The 15,656-nt window shown below is 63.2% G+C and carries 14 protein-coding genes; 6 read left to right on the forward strand and 8 right to left on the reverse strand.

The window, feature by feature from the left end; translation table 11 throughout:
- Nucleotides 1-100: 100 nt before the first annotated feature.
- The 3 genes from lpdA (at nt 101) to EK416_RS01110 (ending at nt 3,546) form a co-directional block, all read left to right on the forward strand.
- Entirely contained in the window at nt 101-1,510 is a 1,410-nt protein-coding gene (lpdA, locus tag EK416_RS01100) for a dihydrolipoyl dehydrogenase (protein ID WP_127075470.1), read from the forward strand.
- 436 nt (nt 1,511-1,946) lie between these two features.
- Nucleotides 1,947-2,495 (forward strand): hypothetical protein, encoded by a 549-nt coding sequence (locus EK416_RS01105; RefSeq protein WP_127075472.1) that lies wholly within the window; start codon nt 1,947-1,949, stop codon nt 2,493-2,495.
- 133 nt (nt 2,496-2,628) lie between these two features.
- Complete coding sequence (locus tag EK416_RS01110) at nt 2,629-3,546, forward strand: ROK family protein (RefSeq protein WP_127075474.1); 918 nt, start codon at nt 2,629-2,631, stop codon at nt 3,544-3,546.
- 358 nt (nt 3,547-3,904) lie between these two features.
- On the opposite strand, the gene EK416_RS01115 is transcribed toward EK416_RS01110, so the two are convergent.
- Nucleotides 3,905-5,398 carry an NAD(P)H-hydrate dehydratase gene (locus tag EK416_RS01115; protein ID WP_127075476.1) on the reverse strand — a complete coding sequence of 498 codons (1,494 nt, stop codon included), beginning with the start codon at nt 5,396-5,398 and terminating at the stop codon, nt 3,905-3,907.
- A 365-nt stretch (nt 5,399-5,763) separates the two neighbouring features.
- Here EK416_RS01115 and EK416_RS01120 point away from each other — a divergent pair, with 365 nt between their 5' ends.
- Both EK416_RS01120 and glnA read left to right on the forward strand, forming a co-directional pair.
- Entirely contained in the window at nt 5,764-6,102 is a 339-nt protein-coding gene (locus EK416_RS01120) for a P-II family nitrogen regulator (protein WP_013418230.1), read from the forward strand.
- Nucleotides 6,103-6,207: 105 nt separating this feature from the next.
- Nucleotides 6,208-7,617, forward strand: coding sequence for a type I glutamate--ammonia ligase (gene glnA, locus EK416_RS01125; RefSeq protein ID WP_127075478.1), 1,410 nt, complete (start codon nt 6,208-6,210; stop codon nt 7,615-7,617).
- 373 nt (nt 7,618-7,990) lie between these two features.
- On the opposite strand, the gene EK416_RS01130 is transcribed toward glnA, so the two are convergent.
- The 7 genes from EK416_RS01130 to EK416_RS01160 form a co-directional block, all read right to left on the reverse strand.
- On the reverse strand, nt 7,991-8,485 hold the full coding sequence (locus EK416_RS01130) for a UPF0262 family protein (protein WP_127075480.1): 495 nt from the start codon (nt 8,483-8,485) through the stop codon (nt 7,991-7,993).
- A 9-nt stretch (nt 8,486-8,494) separates the two neighbouring features.
- Nucleotides 8,495-9,796, reverse strand: a complete 1,302-nt coding sequence (gene hisD / locus EK416_RS01135) for a histidinol dehydrogenase (RefSeq protein WP_127075482.1) — start codon at nt 9,794-9,796, stop codon at nt 8,495-8,497.
- Nucleotides 9,797-9,950: 154 nt separating this feature from the next.
- Entirely contained in the window at nt 9,951-10,457 is a 507-nt protein-coding gene (locus EK416_RS01140) for a DUF2948 family protein (protein WP_127075484.1), read from the reverse strand.
- Nucleotides 10,458-10,487: 30 nt separating this feature from the next.
- Complete coding sequence (gene murA / locus EK416_RS01145) at nt 10,488-11,777, reverse strand: UDP-N-acetylglucosamine 1-carboxyvinyltransferase (protein WP_127075486.1); 1,290 nt, start codon at nt 11,775-11,777, stop codon at nt 10,488-10,490.
- Between the two features lie 100 nt (nt 11,778-11,877).
- Nucleotides 11,878-12,036, reverse strand: a complete 159-nt coding sequence (locus EK416_RS01150; protein WP_164729800.1) for a hypothetical protein — start codon at nt 12,034-12,036, stop codon at nt 11,878-11,880.
- 125 nt (nt 12,037-12,161) lie between these two features.
- Nucleotides 12,162-13,769 carry an acyl-CoA carboxylase subunit beta gene (locus EK416_RS01155; protein ID WP_127075490.1) on the reverse strand — a complete coding sequence of 536 codons (1,608 nt, stop codon included), beginning with the start codon at nt 13,767-13,769 and terminating at the stop codon, nt 12,162-12,164.
- The gene (locus EK416_RS01160; protein ID WP_127075492.1) at nt 13,769-14,656 is read right to left on the reverse strand and encodes an SDR family oxidoreductase; all 888 of its coding nucleotides are present in this window, start codon (nt 14,654-14,656) and stop codon (nt 13,769-13,771) included. The genes EK416_RS01155 and EK416_RS01160 overlap by 1 nt, the downstream gene beginning before the upstream one ends.
- 126 nt (nt 14,657-14,782) lie before the next feature.
- Between EK416_RS01160 and EK416_RS01165 the strand changes: the two genes are divergently transcribed.
- Nucleotides 14,783-15,562 (forward strand): hypothetical protein, encoded by a 780-nt coding sequence (locus EK416_RS01165; RefSeq protein WP_127075494.1) that lies wholly within the window; start codon nt 14,783-14,785, stop codon nt 15,560-15,562.
- The last annotated feature ends 94 nt before the right edge of the window (nt 15,563-15,656 follow it).

Below are 15,656 nucleotides of genomic sequence, written 5' to 3' on the forward strand. Positions count from 1 at the left end.
TTCGCGCCGATGGCGTTTCGCAACGCCTCGCGCCTGAGGCGCGGGTAATCGGCGACACACATTGCGGGCGGCACATGCCCGGCGACCTATGGAGACACGCATGGCTGATGCGTATGACCTTATCGTTATCGGAAGCGGCCCCGGCGGCTATGTCTGCGCCATCCGCGCGGCACAGCTCGGGCTCAAGACCGCGATCGTGGAAAAGAACCCGACCTTCGGCGGCACTTGCCTCAATGTCGGCTGTATCCCCTCGAAGGCGCTGCTGCACGCGTCCGAGCTTTACGAGGAGGCGGGCCACGGCTTTGCGGCCATGGGCATCAAGGTGAGGCCTGAACTCGATCTCGCGGCGATGATGAAATACAAGGCCGAGGGTATCGAGGGTAACGTCAAGGGCGTCGAATATCTCCTGAAGAAGAACAAGATCGCCACATATCGCGGTACGGGCCGCGTTGCGGGCGCGGGCAAGGTTGCGGTTACGGCGGCCGACGGTTCGGTCGAAACGCTCGCGACGAAGGCCATCGTCATTGCCACCGGCTCCGATATCGTGCGGTTGCCCGGCATCGAGATCGACGAGAAGCGCGTCGTCTCCTCCACCGGCGCTCTCGACCTCGATACGGTTCCCGAGCATCTCGTCGTCATCGGCGGGGGCGTGATCGGCCTCGAACTGGGGTCTGTCTGGCGCAGGCTCGGCGCTAAGGTGACGGTCGTCGAATTCCTCGACCGCATCCTGCCCGGCATGGACAATGAGGTGGTCAAGAGCTTTCAGCGCATCCTCGAAAAGCAGGGCGTGGCCTTCCGAGTCAGCCAGAAGGTGACGGGCGTCAAGGCGAACGGCAAAGGCCCGCTCAAGGTGGCGGTCGCGCCGGCTTCAGGCGATGGCGCGGCGGAGGAGTTCGAGGCGAGCCACGTGCTCGTCGCCGTCGGTCGCGTGCCCTACACCGAAGGGCTCGGTCTCGAAGAAGCGGGCGTGGCCATCGACAACAAGCGCCGCATCGTCGTCGACGATCATTTCCAGACGAACGTTCCCGGCATCTATGCCATCGGCGACGTGATCCGCGGGCCCATGCTCGCGCACAAGGCGGAGGACGAGGGCGTTGCCGTCGCCGAAAACCTCGCGGGCAAGGCCGGTCATGTGAATTACGGCGTCATCCCGGGTGTGATCTATACCTATCCCGAGGTTGCGAGCGTCGGGAAGACGGAAGAGAGCCTGAAGGCGGCAGGCGTCGAATACACAGTCGGCAAATTCCCGTTCACGGCGAACGGTCGCGCCAAGGTGAACCGGCAGACCGAAGGTTTCGTCAAGATTTTGGCGAACGCGAAGACGGACCGCGTGCTCGGCGTGCATATCCTCGGACCCGACGCGGGCAACATGATCGCGGAAGCGGCGGTGCTCATGGAGTTTGGCGGCTCGGCGGAAGATCTGGCTCGCACCTGCCACGCGCATCCGACTTTGCCGGAAGCGGTGAAGGAAGCCGCGCTCGCCGTCGGCAAGCGGGCGTTACACATCTGAGAAGCATAACTCCGGCGCTAGCGGGGACGTGGGAACGGAGGCGAGTTTTCCCGGAACCCGATCCTCGTCTTGTCGTCGGGCGGGTCGAGAAGCCCCATGTGTCGTGCGTCGATTCGCGTCTTAATCGAGACACGTTGCCGCTCGGGCTTCCGCCGGCCAGCATGCTGCAAGATCCGCGTGGCAGGTTTCATGTGTGGCGCATCGATGGCCGCTCACAAGAATTTTGGCGTTGACACTCCCGGCTTTTCGCGAGGTCACCTTTTGATCGCCTTTCGCTTTTATGCCCGGCTTGCCGCGCGTACGCTCGTCGGCGCCGATGGCGTGAAGCCGGGATCGCGTCATTGGAAGCGTAAAGCGGCGTACCCGGGGATCGCCGCCGAGTCCACAAGCAAGAGGATGCCAACCGCGCCGACGCGGGACGGATCGAGGAAGACGGATGAGATTTCGCTTTGCGTTCTGGCTCGCTTCCCTGTTGGCTGTCGCCGGGACGATGCCCCTGTCACAAGCTGTCATCGCGCAAGGCTTCGGCCAGCCGACGCGGGCCCCGACCAATATCCTGGGCCGCAACTATCCCGGCAAGATCGTCAAGATCGAGGTCGACAGCATCACCGTCAATCTGCGCGAGGGTGGCCCGCAAACGGTGCCTTACTCCGACATCTGGCGACTTAGACGCTCGTTTGCGTCCGATGAGCCGAACGGCTCGTCTATCGTGGATTTCGGCAACAACCGCATCTTCATCGCAACCCCGTTCGATGGACTTGTCGCCGAAGTGAGCAAGAAGTTGCCGCTTACGAAGTTTACCGCTCCCAACGGCGATACGATCTACCTCGTATCGAACAAGGTGACCGACGTGAGCCGCGCGATTCCGGGCCTCCACAATCCCGCAAGCAACACCGTGATCGGCATGCGCAATGGCTCGCAGCAGGTGCTTGAAACGATTGCGGATACGAAGAAGTTCATCGCGGCGGCTAGCGTTCAGAGATAAACTCGCAGGGTTCAGGCATTGCGCCTGCTGGCGTCGAGCCGTAACCATCCCGCGAAAGCTGTCGGTATCGCGGCGGACACGCCGCGTCAGCCAGTTTGCTGCTGCCGCGTAGTTTGCAGCGAGGGAGCCTGTCATGTGGCGCGTCGGGGTGGATCTGGGGGGCACGAAGATCGAGGCGCTGGCCCTGTCACCTGCGGGCGAGGAGCGCGCGCGGTTGCGCATTGCGACGCCGCGCGGCGATTACGAGGGTACGCTCGATGCAATTGCAGCGCTCGTCGCGCGCTGCGTCGACGGCCTGCCGGCTGACGACATTGCGGGCGTGGGCGTCGGCATTCCCGGCAGCCTTTCGCCCACGACCGGCCTCGTCCGCAACGCCAATTCGACCTGGCTCAACGGGAAGCCTCTGCATCGCGATCTTCAGGCCCGTCTGCCGTGGCCCTGTGTCGTCGAAAATGACGCGAACTGCTTCGCCCTCTCCGAGGCGGCGGACGGCGCGGGCGCGGGCTATGGCACCGTTTTCGGCGTGATCATCGGCACAGGTGTCGGCGGGGGAATCGTGATCGGCGGTCGTTCGCATCTGGGATTGAATGCGCTTGGCGGGGAGTGGGGGCACAACGCGCTTCCCTGGCCGGATGCCGATGAATGGCCCGGCGAGTCCTGCTATTGCGGCAAGCGCGGCTGTATCGAGACATTCCTGTGCGGCCCCGCGCTCCAGCGCCAATATGCGGCGCTTTCGGGTGAAAACGTCGATGCCAGGACCATTTCGGAGCGAGCGGAGGTGGGCGAAGCGGCGGCCAGCGCGGCGCTCGCAGCCTATTCGCGGAGACTGGCGAAGGCACTCGCCTCGGTTGTGAACATCCTCGATCCCGACGTCATCGTGTTTGGTGGAGGGATATCCAACATCGACGCGGTTATTTGCCGCGCCGCGCGCGATTTACCCGATTGGGTCTTTTCCGACAGTTTCGCCACACCATTGCTGAAGAATCGCTGGGGAGATTCCAGCGGTGTAAGAGGCGCAGCTTGCTTAATATACTCGGGTAACGCCGTATAGATACGATGTTACCCGAGCAGTATTTCTTCAAAACGGAACGTTATTACAGGTTGGTGCTTACAAACCAAGTATGCCCGATAGATAACGCGCGGGCCAATGGAAGGCATCACCTGTTCGGATGAAAATTGGCATAGGCGGCTATGTTTGCTCGCTATTGTTGCATTGCGGTTACATACGGAAAAGGTGATTTGTCGCAGGCGCACAGTGTGCAGGTGCGTTTTTGATTGCTTCGTTGCGGTGTTGCGACAGCCGGTTTCGGTTCCCTGCCGATGGGAGGCAGGGCGATCGCCCAGGCGGGCTTGGGCTGTCGCGCAAGGAGGGACGCAGTCGGTCCGGCGCGCCGTTCAAACTTCAGTCGTCAGGAAAAGATCTTCCCGCGCTTGTCGAGGCGTTGCAGCACGGCCGGAGTGACTTCGGTCAAATCCTCGGCGATGAGCCCCGGACCGTAAGTCGTCGCAAGCTCGCCATGGATCCAGACCGCAGCAGAAGCCGCGTCGAAGGCTGCCATTCCTTGCGCGAGAAGGCCGGTAACAAGGCCCGCGAGAACATCGCCGGAGCCCGCCGTCGCGAGCCATGGCGGTGCGTTCTCGCTGATCGCGGCCAGCCCGTCCGGCGCGGCTACCACGGTGTCGGCGCCTTTCAGGATGATGACGGCGCCCGAAAGCTCGGCAGCGCGACGCGCCCGTTCGAGCTTCGACACCTCGCCTTCCAGCTCCGGGAAGACCCTGCGGAACTCGCCCTCGTGCGGCGTCATGATCGTTGGCACCGGGCGTGCCTTGATGGTGTTGAAGAGTTCGACCGGCGAGTCTTCAAATGCCGTGATGCCCTCCGCGTCGAGGACGGCGACCGCGTCGCTCGCCAGCACGCTGAGAACGAGATCTCGCACCTCGGGGTCGCGTCCGGCGCCGGGGCCGATCAGCGTCGAGCGGATGCGAGGGTCGGAAAGATAGTCGAGAAGCCCCGCCGCACCGTCGAACGGAGCCACCATGATCGCGGTGAGCTGGGCGGCATTGATGTAGAAGGCAGCTTTCGACGTAGCCACGGTGACGAGCCCCGCGCCTGATCGCAGCGCGGCGCGCGCCGCCAGCCGCGCGGCGCCCGTGCTCTCCATCGGGCCTGAAACCACGACAGCGTGTCCGCGATCGTACTTGTGCCCGTCGAGGCGGAGCCTCGGATAATAGCGAAGCCAGAAATCGGGGTCGTTCACGAAAGTTCGCGGCGCGATGTCACCCAGCACCGATGACGGGATGCCGATATCGACGGCTCGCACATCCCCGCAATAAAGGCGTCCGGGCAGCAGCACGTGTCCGGTCTTGCGCCGGAAGAATGTAACTGTCGCGGCGGCTTTGAACGCGATGCCCCGCACGCTGCCGCGTGTCGCGTCGATGCCGGTCGGCACGTCCACGGAAACCACCGGCAGCTTGCGCGCCGTCACTTCCTCTATGATCTGTGCAACGGCGCCGCCGATGTCGTCGCGAAGCCCGGTGCCGAAAATCGCATCCACGATAATCTGCGCGCCTTCGAGGGACTGAAGCGACAAGGGCTCGATGGCCTCATCCCAGCGCCTGGCCATCTCCTTCGGATCGCGGTGCAGTTCCTCCTGCTTGCCGAGAAGGGCAAGCCGGACCTGATAGCCGCGCTCGCGCAGATAGCGTGCGCAGACGAACCCGTCGCCGCCATTGTTGCCCGGACCGCACAGCACGGTAACGCGGCTGCCTCGCGGGTAGCGGCGCACCACCTCCTCCGCGACCGCGCGGCCCGCGTTCTCCATCATGGTGAGCGTGGACGTCCCGGCCTCGGCAGCAAGTTGCTCGGCACGGGCCATTTCTTCGGAGGTCAGAAGTTCAAGCAAGGCGAGCCTGCGATTGCGAGGTTTTACACGGTTACCATTAGAGGGACTTGTCGGGCGAATGTAGCGAAAATTTGCGCATGGCGAAAGAAAAGCGATGCGCGGCGGGCGCTGCTGGTAAACCGCCTGGTTCCACTTCGACGCGAGATCCGACAGCTTTCCTGAGCACAGATGCCCCCGCGCCCCATTGCCGCGCGCAATCGGAATGCCTTCTGCGCAATTTTCGAGCAATGCGCCTGCTTTTTTGGCAGAATGGACTTGTTTCGCAGGTCTTAACCTTTGTTGTCAAAGAGTGAAGCTGTTTGGCACGGGGCATGCTTGCGACGCGAGACAATGAATTTCGCCCCGTTCGGAGGAATCGATCCGTCATGAAAAAAATTGAGGCGGTCATAAAGCCTTTCAAACTTGATGAAGTGAAAGAGGCGCTTCAGGAAATCGGCCTGCAGGGCATCACCGTCACGGAAGCCAAGGGCTTTGGGCGCCAGAAGGGCCATACCGAGCTTTATCGCGGCGCTGAATATGTTGTCGATTTCCTGCCCAAAGTGAAGATTGAGATTGTGCTTCCCGAAGACATGGTCGAAAAAGCCTGCGAAGCGATCAAGAACAGCGCGAGAACCGGGCGCATCGGCGACGGAAAGATCTTTATTCTCAATGTTGAAGATGCGATCCGCATCCGCACGGGTGAAACAGGTACTGAGGCGATTTAGCCTGCTGACCTGCCTCATCAAACCAATAATATCCGAGACCACACCCTTCCATCCGGCGCAGAAGCGCTGATAACCATCTCACGGCTAACAGGACGAGGGAGTTACATGTCTAACGCCAACGAAATCATCAAGAAACTGAAGGACGAAGACATCCGCTTCGTCGACCTGCGCTTCACCGACCCGCGTGGCAAGCTTCAGCACGTCACCATGGAAGCGAGCGAGATCAACGAAGACGCGTTCGCCGATGGCGTCATGTTCGACGGCTCCTCGATCGCCGGCTGGAAGGCCATCAACGAAAGCGACATGACGCTCGCTCTCGATCCCGAGACTGCCCACCTCGATCCGTTCTTCGCGCAGTCCACGCTCGCGATCTTCTGCGACGTTCTCGAACCGTCCACCGGCGAGCGCTATGAGCGCGACCCGCGCGGCATCGCTCGCAAGGCCGAAGCCTATCTGAAGCAGACGGGCATCGGCGACACCGCCTATTTCGGCCCGGAAGCCGAATTCTTCATTTTCGACGACGTTCGCTTTTCCGCCGATCCCTACAACACCGGCTTCCGCCTCGATTCGAGCGAGCTGCCGACCAACACCGGCACGGAATATGAGATCGGCAACCTCGGGCACCGTCCGCGCACGAAGGGCGGCTACTTCCCGGTTCCCCCGATCGACAGCGCTCAGGACATCCGCTCCGAGATGCTTTCGACCATCGCCGCGATGGGTGTCGCGACCGAGAAGCATCACCACGAAGTGGCTGCCGCTCAGCACGAACTCGGCATCAAGTTCGGCACGCTGACGCGCACCGCCGACGCGATGCAGATCTACAAGTACGCGATCCACAACGTCGCCCAGTCCTACGGCAAGACGGCCACCTTCATGCCGAAGCCGGTGTTCGGCGATAACGGCTCGGGCATGCACGTTCACCAGTCGATCTGGAAGAACGGTGAACCCGTGTTCGCTGGCAACGAATATGCCGATCTCTCCGAGACCGCGCTGTTCTACATCGGCGGCGTTCTGAAGCACGCCAAGGCGCTGAACGCGTTCACCAACCCGACGACGAACTCCTACAAGCGTCTGGTTCCGGGCTATGAGGCTCCGGTGCTTCGCGCTTACTCGTCGCGCAACCGTTCGGCTTCGGCCCGTATTCCGATCGTGTCGAGCCCCAAGGGCAAGCGCGTCGAAATCCGCTTCCCCGATCCGTCGGCGAACCCCTATCTTGCCTTTGCTGCGCTGCTGCTCGCAGGTCTCGACGGCATCATCAACCGCATCCACCCCGGCTCGGCCATCGACAAGAACCTCTACGACCTGCCGGAAGCGGAACTGCGCGAAATCCCGACCGTGTCGGGCTCGCTTCGCGAAGCCATCGATTCGCTCAACGCGGACCGCACCTTCCTCAAGCAGGGCGGCGTCTTCACGGACGACCAGATCGACTCCTACATCGCGCTGAAGGAAGAGGAAATCGACCGCCTTCGCCTGACGCCGCATCCGGTCGAGTTCGACCTGTATTACTCGGTCTAGGCGCGACCTTCGCGGCGCCGTGCGCCGCGCATCGTAGCCGCAGAACACGAAGGCCGGGAGCGATCCCGGCCTTTTTCGTTGGGCTCGATTGTGCCGCGACTCTTCGGTCGGCAGCGGAGAGGCAAGACGCGCGGACGGTTCCAGTGTTCGGCATGCCCGACCGCGCGGAGGGCGCGTGTCGTTGCGGCAAGCTCGTCGGAGCGCAGACGAAAGTCGCCTCGGCTTCGGTCGGTGGCCGCGAGCCTTGGCGCTCGTTGGCCAGTTGAGCTGCTTCGTGGGGACATGGTCGCGCCACATGGCGCTTCAGGCGGTGCAGGCTTGGGGATCGGTAAGCGTGTGCAAGAGCGCAACGCTTCGCGCGTTCGCTTGCGTCTCAGCCGCGCCAGTGCAGCGCGCAGAGCAGCGTGAACAGCCGCCGCGACGTTGGCGAGTCCATTCGGACCTTGCCTTCGAGCCGCTCCTGCAAGAGCTTGCTGCCGTCGTCGTGCAGCGCGCGGCGCGCCATGTCGAGCGCCTCTATGCGGCTGGGCGGTGCGGTCTTGATGGCCTCGAAATAGCTCTCGCAAATCAGGAAATAGTCCTTCACCAGTCTGCGGAACGGATTCAGCGACAGGATGAAGGTGGCGTCGGCTTCGGCGGCGCCGTTCGTCCGCACCGCGATGACGAGCTTCTGCTCTATCATCGCGATGTCGAGCTTGTACGGCCCTCGCGGTCCGGCAAGGAGTTCGAAGGTGTTCTCTTCCAAGAGGTCGAAGATCGCGACGCGGCGCTCGTGCTCGATTTCGAGCGCATTCGCGCCCATCGAAGCCTCATCGATGTTGACTTCGATCAGCCGCGCCGAAGGGTCTGCCTTAGTTCGCTCCGGCATGGCCGTGCCTCAATCCGATCCGTTTGTTCTGACGGCAACAGACTGACGATGGCCGAACAGCCCCTCGGCCTCGGCCAAAGTCATCGTGGGGGCGGCCAGCACGCCAAGGCTTTCCCGGCTCAGCTTCAACAGCGACGTGCGCTTCATGTAGTCGAGTACGCCCAGTCCCGATGAAAACCTCGCAGCGCGCGACGTCGGCAGCACGTGGTTTGACCCGCCGACGTAATCGCCCACCGCCTCGGGCGTGAAATGGCCGATAAAGATTGCGCCGGCGTTGCGGATCGCGGGCAGCATGGCTTCCGCCTCGTCGCAGGCAAGCTCCAGATGCTCGGGCGCGAGCGCATTCACAAGCGGCGGCGCTTCTTTCAGCAGGTCGGACACCAGCAGTACGGCACCATGGTCGGCCCAGCTCCTGGCCGCGATCGCGCCGCGCGGCATGACGCCAAGCTGCGTGTCTACGGCCTTCGCGGTCGCTTCGGCGAGGGCGGGAGAGTCCGTGATGAGGATCGATTGCGCCGCTTCGTCATGCTCCGCCTGCGCGAGCAGATCGGCCGCGAGCCAGGCGGGATCGGCCTTGGCATCCGCAACGGCGACGACTTCCGACGGCCCGGCGATCATGTCGATGCCGACGATGCCGAATACCTGCCGTTTGGCTTCGGCCACATACGCGTTGCCGGGACCGATGATCTTGACCACCGGCTTGATTGTTTCGGTGCCGTAGGCGAGCGCTGCCACCGCCTGCGCGCCGCCGATGCGGTACACTTCGCGAATGCCAGCGAGATGGGCGGCGGCGAGCACGGCGGGGTTCACTTCACCCCTTGGCGTCGGCACCACCATCACGAGGCGCGGCACGCCCGCCACCTTCGCCGGCACGGCATTCATCAGGACCGAACTCGGATAGCTTGCCTTGCCGCCCGGCACGTAGAGGCCGACCGAGTCGAGCGGCGTCCAGCGGTGCCCCAACTCCGCGCCGATGGCGTCGGCATAGCGGTCGTCGGCGGGGATCTGGCGGCGGTGATGCTTCTCGATGCGCTCGTATGCGGTCTGAAGTGCGGCCTTGAGATCGGACGCGAGGCCGTTCCAGGCCGCCTCAAGCTCTTCCGGTGCGATGGCAAGGCCGGTATGGGCGATGTTCACATGATCGAAGCGCTCGGTAAACGCGACGAGCGCCGCGTCGCCTCGGTCGCGCACCGCAGCGACGATGGAGCGAACCGCATCCTGCACATCATGCGGCTGGTCGCGCCGTCCCTGCACAAGGGCATCGAACCGCTGCTGAAAATCAGGTTCCGTCGAACGCAAGAAGAGTGTCAAGAAAGTCGTCCCGTCTCTTTCGAGCCCCCAGTCTGCGGGCGCTCACGATGTTGTTATCGATGTCGTTTGTTCGCCGTGTGGCGAAGCTCCATGCCCGGAAGGCTCGCGACGATCCGATGGGGAATTGCCCAGGGATCGCCCCGGATGCGCCCGCCTAGCTCGAATCCCGCACCAACTCGGCGTTTGGTGCCCCAGGCTCGGCCTCGCCCAAGGCATGCTCAGGCTTTATAGCCGTTTTCCACGCTGCGCCAAGGTCGCGCATTTCAGCCTCGATGCACTCGACATGAAGACGAAGCGCGCCGCCTCCCGCGAAGTAAAGCGTTATAAATCCGCCCGGCGGCTCGGATTCTTCGTAGGTGACGGCAAGAAGCTCGGCGAATTCAGAAGGCGCGCCGGGGCGGATATTCAGCACCTGCGCGCGTTTGACGCGTTCGAAGCGGAGCGCGCAACGGCAGCGGTGGAGTGCGGCGAGATCGCCGTCGCTCTCGACTGCGGACAACCAGTCGAAGCGGTTCAGGATCGCGGCGAACCGGTGTTCTCCCGGCACATAGGCCATGTCCGCCATACGGATCACGGCGTCCTGCAGATGGGCGGAGATGATTTTCAGATCGTCTTCGTCGAGGGCGATGAGCTTGAGGGGAGCTTTGGGTAAAGAGCCCATGACACGGAGCCTCGCTGAGTGAAATTTCACTCATGAATGAAGGCGTTCGATCTCCGCTCCGCAAGACCCAAGTTTCTCTTCGAGGCGTTCAAAACCGCGATCGAGGTGATAGACGCGGTTTACCATCGTCTCGCCTTCGGCCATCAGGCCCGCGATCACGAGCGATACCGACGCGCGAAGGTCCGTCGCCATGACTTCCGCGCCGTGCAGTCGCGGCACGCCCTTGACCCGCGCCATCTCACCCTTCACCTCGATGTCCGCGCCGAGGCGCGTCAGTTCCGACACATGCATGAAGCGGTTTTCGAAAATCGTCTCGCGGATCTCCGAAATGCCTTCCGCCCGGCACATCAGTGCCATGAGCTGCGCCTGCAGATCGGTCGGGAAGCCGGGAAAGGGTTCCGTCTCGACGCTCACGGGGCGAAGGGCGGCACCGTTGCGTGATACGCGAATGCCGCGGTTCGTTTCGGTGATCTCGACGCCCGCGCCGCGGAGCAAATCGAGCACGCCAGGCAGAAGATCGCCGCGCGCGCCTTCGAGCGTGACGTCGCCGCCAGCAGCCGCGACCGCCATGGCGTAAGTGCCGGTCTCGATGCGGTCTGGAAGAACGGTGTGCGTCGCGCCTTCGAGTTCGTCGACGCCCTGAATATGAATGGTCGGCGTGCCCGCGCCCTCGATCTTCGCGCCCATCTTGGACAGGCAGGCCGCGACGTCGACCACCTCCGGCTCGCAGGCCGCATTTTCGATCACGACTTCGCCCTTCGCGAGCGTCGCCGCCATCAGCACATTGTGCGTCGCGCCCACGGACACTTTCGCGAAGCGCACGACGCCGCCCTTGAGGCCGCCGGGCGCGCTTGCCACCACATAGCCGCCATCGAGCTTGATATCGGCGCCAAGCGCCTGAAGGCCGGTCAGATGCAGATCGACGGGGCGCGTGCCGATGGCGCATCCGCCCGGCAGCGAGACGCGCGCCTTGCCCTCGCGGGCGAGCAGCGGCCCGAGCACCCAGAAGCTTGCGCGCATGCGGCGCACCATGTCGTAGGGCGCGGTCGTGTCGACGATGTCTCGCGCCGTGAAATGGATCGTGTCGCCCTGATGGGCATGGCCGTTCGCGCGTTTGCCGTCGAAAGCCGCGTCGGTGCCGTGGTTGCGAAGAATGCGGATGAGAAGGCTGACGTCAGCGAGGTTCGGCACGTTCTTCAGCGTGACCGTCTCGGGCGTGAGCAGGCTCGCGATCATCAGCGGCAATGCCGCGTTTTTCGCGCCGCTGATCGGGATGGTTCCGTTCAGGTGCCGTCCGCCGACTATGCGAATTCTATCCATGATGCCTGTCGGTTGAGTGATGATGCCGTTTGCCCGGAAAAAGCGGCGTAAGCGCGGCACGCTAAACGAGCGCTGCTCCCCTAGCAAGCCGGTATAGCCCTTAATCCGTGTCGGGGCCTTCCCCCGAAGTAGTCTGTTTCGTGTCTTTTCGCCGGGCGATATTGCGACGCAGGGCGACAGCGAGACGCTTTTTCTTCTCCGCATCGCGCGAAATCTTTGCGTCGGGCTTCGCACCCGCCGGGTTTTTCTCCTTCGCCATGTCTTCTTGCAACCCAGTCATGATGGTAGGGGCACGATTCTAAGAAAGTTCTAGCGCGATCGATCAACAGCGGCCAGTGCTGACGGAACGCTAACATATCCGAGTCTTTTCGCGGCAGTTCTTCCTTAAAGCCGGGCGACGCCGAAAGCGTTCGGGCGAAGGGTGCGCGCATCGGCTTCGGCGGCGAGCGACAGGCACAGCGAAAGCACGGCGCGCGTGTCGCGGGGGTCGATGATGCCGTCGTCCCATAGCCGCGCGGTGGCATAAAGCGCGGTCGATTCGCGGTCGAGCTGGGCCTCGATGGCCTGCGCCATTTGCTTCAGAACAGGCTCGTTCACGCCGCCCGCCTTCTCGAACTTGGCGCGTGTAATGATTTCCATCACCTTCGCCGCTTGTGGTCCGCCCATCACGGCAACGCGCGCGTTCGGCCAGGAAAAGATGAAGCGCGGATCGAAGCCGCGCCCGCACATGCCGTAATTTCCCGCGCCGTATGAGCCGCCGACGAGGATCGTGAATTTAGGCACGCGCGCGTTGGCGACCGCCTGGATCATCTTCGAGCCGTGCTTGATCGCACCGCCGCGCTCGGCCGTGCTGCCGACCATGTAGCCCGTGGTGTTTTGCAGGAAGACGAGCGGCGTGCCGGTCTGGTCGCACGCTTGCATGAACTGCGCGGCCTTGGTCGAGCCGTCCGGCTGGATCGCGCCGTTGTTGCCGAGGATGCCGATCTCGAAACCGCTGATTGTCGCGAAGCCGCAGACCATTTCCGCGCCGTAGTCGCGTTTGAAATCGAGGAAGTCGGAACCGTCCACGATGCGGGCGATGATCTCGCGCACGTCGTAAGGCTCGCGCTCCGACACGGGCACGAGTCCGAGGATGTCTTCGGTTTCGTATAGGGGAGGGGCGGCGTTGGCGCGGGCGGGCACGCGGTCCCATTTCAGCTTTGCAAGAAGATCGCGGGCGAGCTGGATGGCATGGGCGTCGTCGCGCGCCACGAATTCGCCGAGCCCGGTCACGCTTGCATGCAGGTCGGTCCCGCCGAGCGCTTCGTCGGTGGTGTCTTCGCCGATGGCAGCCTTCACGAGCGGCGGCCCCGCGAGGAAGATCTTGCTGCGGTCCCGCACGAGGATCACGTAATCGGAGAGACCGGGGAGATAGGCACCGCCCGCCGTGGACGATCCGTGCACCACCGCGACCTGCGGAATGCCCGCCGCCGAAAGCCGCGCCTGATTGGCAAAGCTGCGCCCGCCTTCCACGAACATCTCGGCCTGATAGAGGAGGTTCGCGCCGCCCGATTCGACCAGATAGATCAGCGGAAGCTTGTTTTCGAGCGCGATCTCCTGCGCGCGCAGCGCCTTGCGCAGGCCCATGGGCGAGACGGTGCCGCCCTTGATCGCGGAATCGCTCGCCGAGACGAGCACGCGCTTGCCCGACACGACGCCGATGCCAATGACGCTGCCGCCGCCCATCGCACGCGCCTCGCCGTCGTCGTCATGCATGCCGAGCCCCGCGAGCGTCGACAGTTCGAGGAACGGCGTGCCCGGATCGAGAAGCCGCGTCACACGCTCGCGCGGCAGAAGCTGACCGCGCGCGGCGAACTTGTCGGCGGCCTTCGCGGAATGCGCGATGACAGCGCGTTCGGCGGCGCGAAATGCCTCCACCTTCGCCAGCATCGCCGCCGCGTTCGCTCTGAAGGCATCGGAGTCGGGCGCGATTTTCGAGGGCAGCGGCGGCATCAGCTTTCGTCCTTCGAGTCGAGCACCTTCGGCTTCGCGGCGCGGTGAAAGCCGTTGAATTCGGGGGAGGGCGGACTTGTTCCCATGTCGAACAGCGGGTTGCCGAGCGGCGCGCCGCCATCGATCTGGAGCGTTACGCCGTTGATGAAGGCCGCGCCCTCCGACAGGAGGAAGCAGATCGCGGCCGAAACCTCCGCCTCGGTGCCGAGACGGCGCAGCGGCACGTGATTCTTGAGCTTCGGGATGATCGCCCTGACCGGGCCTTCGTAGCGGTCCATGCCCGAGGACGCGATCCAGCCCGGTGCGACGGCATTGACGCGCACGCCGGCGAAGCCCCATTCGAACGCCGCCGTCTTGGTCAGGTTCACCATGCCCGCCCGCGCCGCGCCCGAATGGCCCATGCCTGGCATGCCGTTCCACATGTCGGCGGCCATGTTCACGATCGCGCCGCCGTGCTCGCGCATCGTCTGCGTGAACACCTCGCGCATCATGAGAAAGCCGCCGGTGAGGTTTGTCGCGACGACGGCCTCGAAGCCTTTTTTCGGGATCGCCATCAACGGCGCGGGAAACTGTCCGCCCGCGTTATTGACGAGCCCGTGGATGCGCCCATGCCGCGCGACGATGCCGGAGACGAGCGCCTTCACGGCATCTTCGTCGCGGATATCGCAGACGGCGTGCTCCGCCGTGCCGCCGTCTTCGATAATCTCGGCGGCGGTGGCGGCGAGGCGATCCTCTTTGCGGCCCACGATAACCACCGTCGCGCCGAGGCTCGCCAGCTCATGCGCGGTGCAGCGCCCGATGCCGGTGCCCCCGCCCGTGACGGCGTGCACCTGTCCGGCGAACAGGCCGGGCCGGAAGATGCTGCGGTAGCTGCCTGCCTCGCTCATGCGCTCCGTCCCCTGATATTTTTGTCAGGAAATCTATGCGCCAGCTGTGCACGCGTCAACGAACAAGCTTGCGCGAGCGTGAGCGAGGCCATTGAATGCCGAAGGCACATTATCGTTGAGGGAACGATGTTGAAACGGTTGATTATGGTTTTGCTTTCACTGCCTTTGGCTACCGCGCTCGCGACAGCCGATCCAAGGGTTTCTGCGAAACGTTCGGGCGACGCTGCCCAGCAGGCGATGGTGGGCAAGGATAGCATTGCTGTTATTTCCTACCTCGGAAATGAATACTCCGTGCGAACCATCGGTTTTCTGGCATTTGGGAACAAACGCGACACGGTTACGGTGAACTGGGATTTGGATGGCGTGGCGGCAGCACGCATCGCGCAGTCGCTAAAGGCGCAATATGCTGTCGTTCCGGTCAAGCTTTCTGCACAGGGCATATCCGCACTGAAGGCGGCTCCCGCGTCGCTTTTCGGCATTGGAGAAGAGAGCAGGGCTGCGCATTTCTGTTCTGTGCTGAGGCGGGAAACTCAGGGAAAACCCTTCAGCTACTATGTGTTGATCGTGCCCTCTCAGTCCGACTATTCCAACACTAACCAGATCGTGCAGGGAATCGGTATCGTTTACCGGCAGGGAATCGACACGGGATACACCCATCTTCACGCGCTTTATCGTGTGGAGATTCTGGATGGAAATACTTGTAAAATTCTTCGCTCTGACGCCCCAAGAGGAGAAAGCGTGGGTTTCTCAGCCGTATTGCACGGGGCGACACGTGAAGTCGATCGTTCCTGGATGCCGGAACCTTCCGCCGTTTCGGCGGACGCTCGCCTCAAGGCAGCGACACGCGAGTTGCTGGAACAGAGCTTGTCTGCCTTGCTTCGAAAAATGTTCGCTTCCGCACAGTAGCGTCTCTCTTGTCAGGTGCGCAAACGGCATTAGCCTGACGTATACGTCAACCGCCTCTTGTTAATGATAACCGGATGCGCTACCTTTCGGGCGG

The organism is Rhodomicrobium lacus (assembly GCF_003992725.1).
Lineage (GTDB): Bacteria > Pseudomonadota > Alphaproteobacteria > Rhizobiales > Rhodomicrobiaceae > Rhodomicrobium > Rhodomicrobium lacus.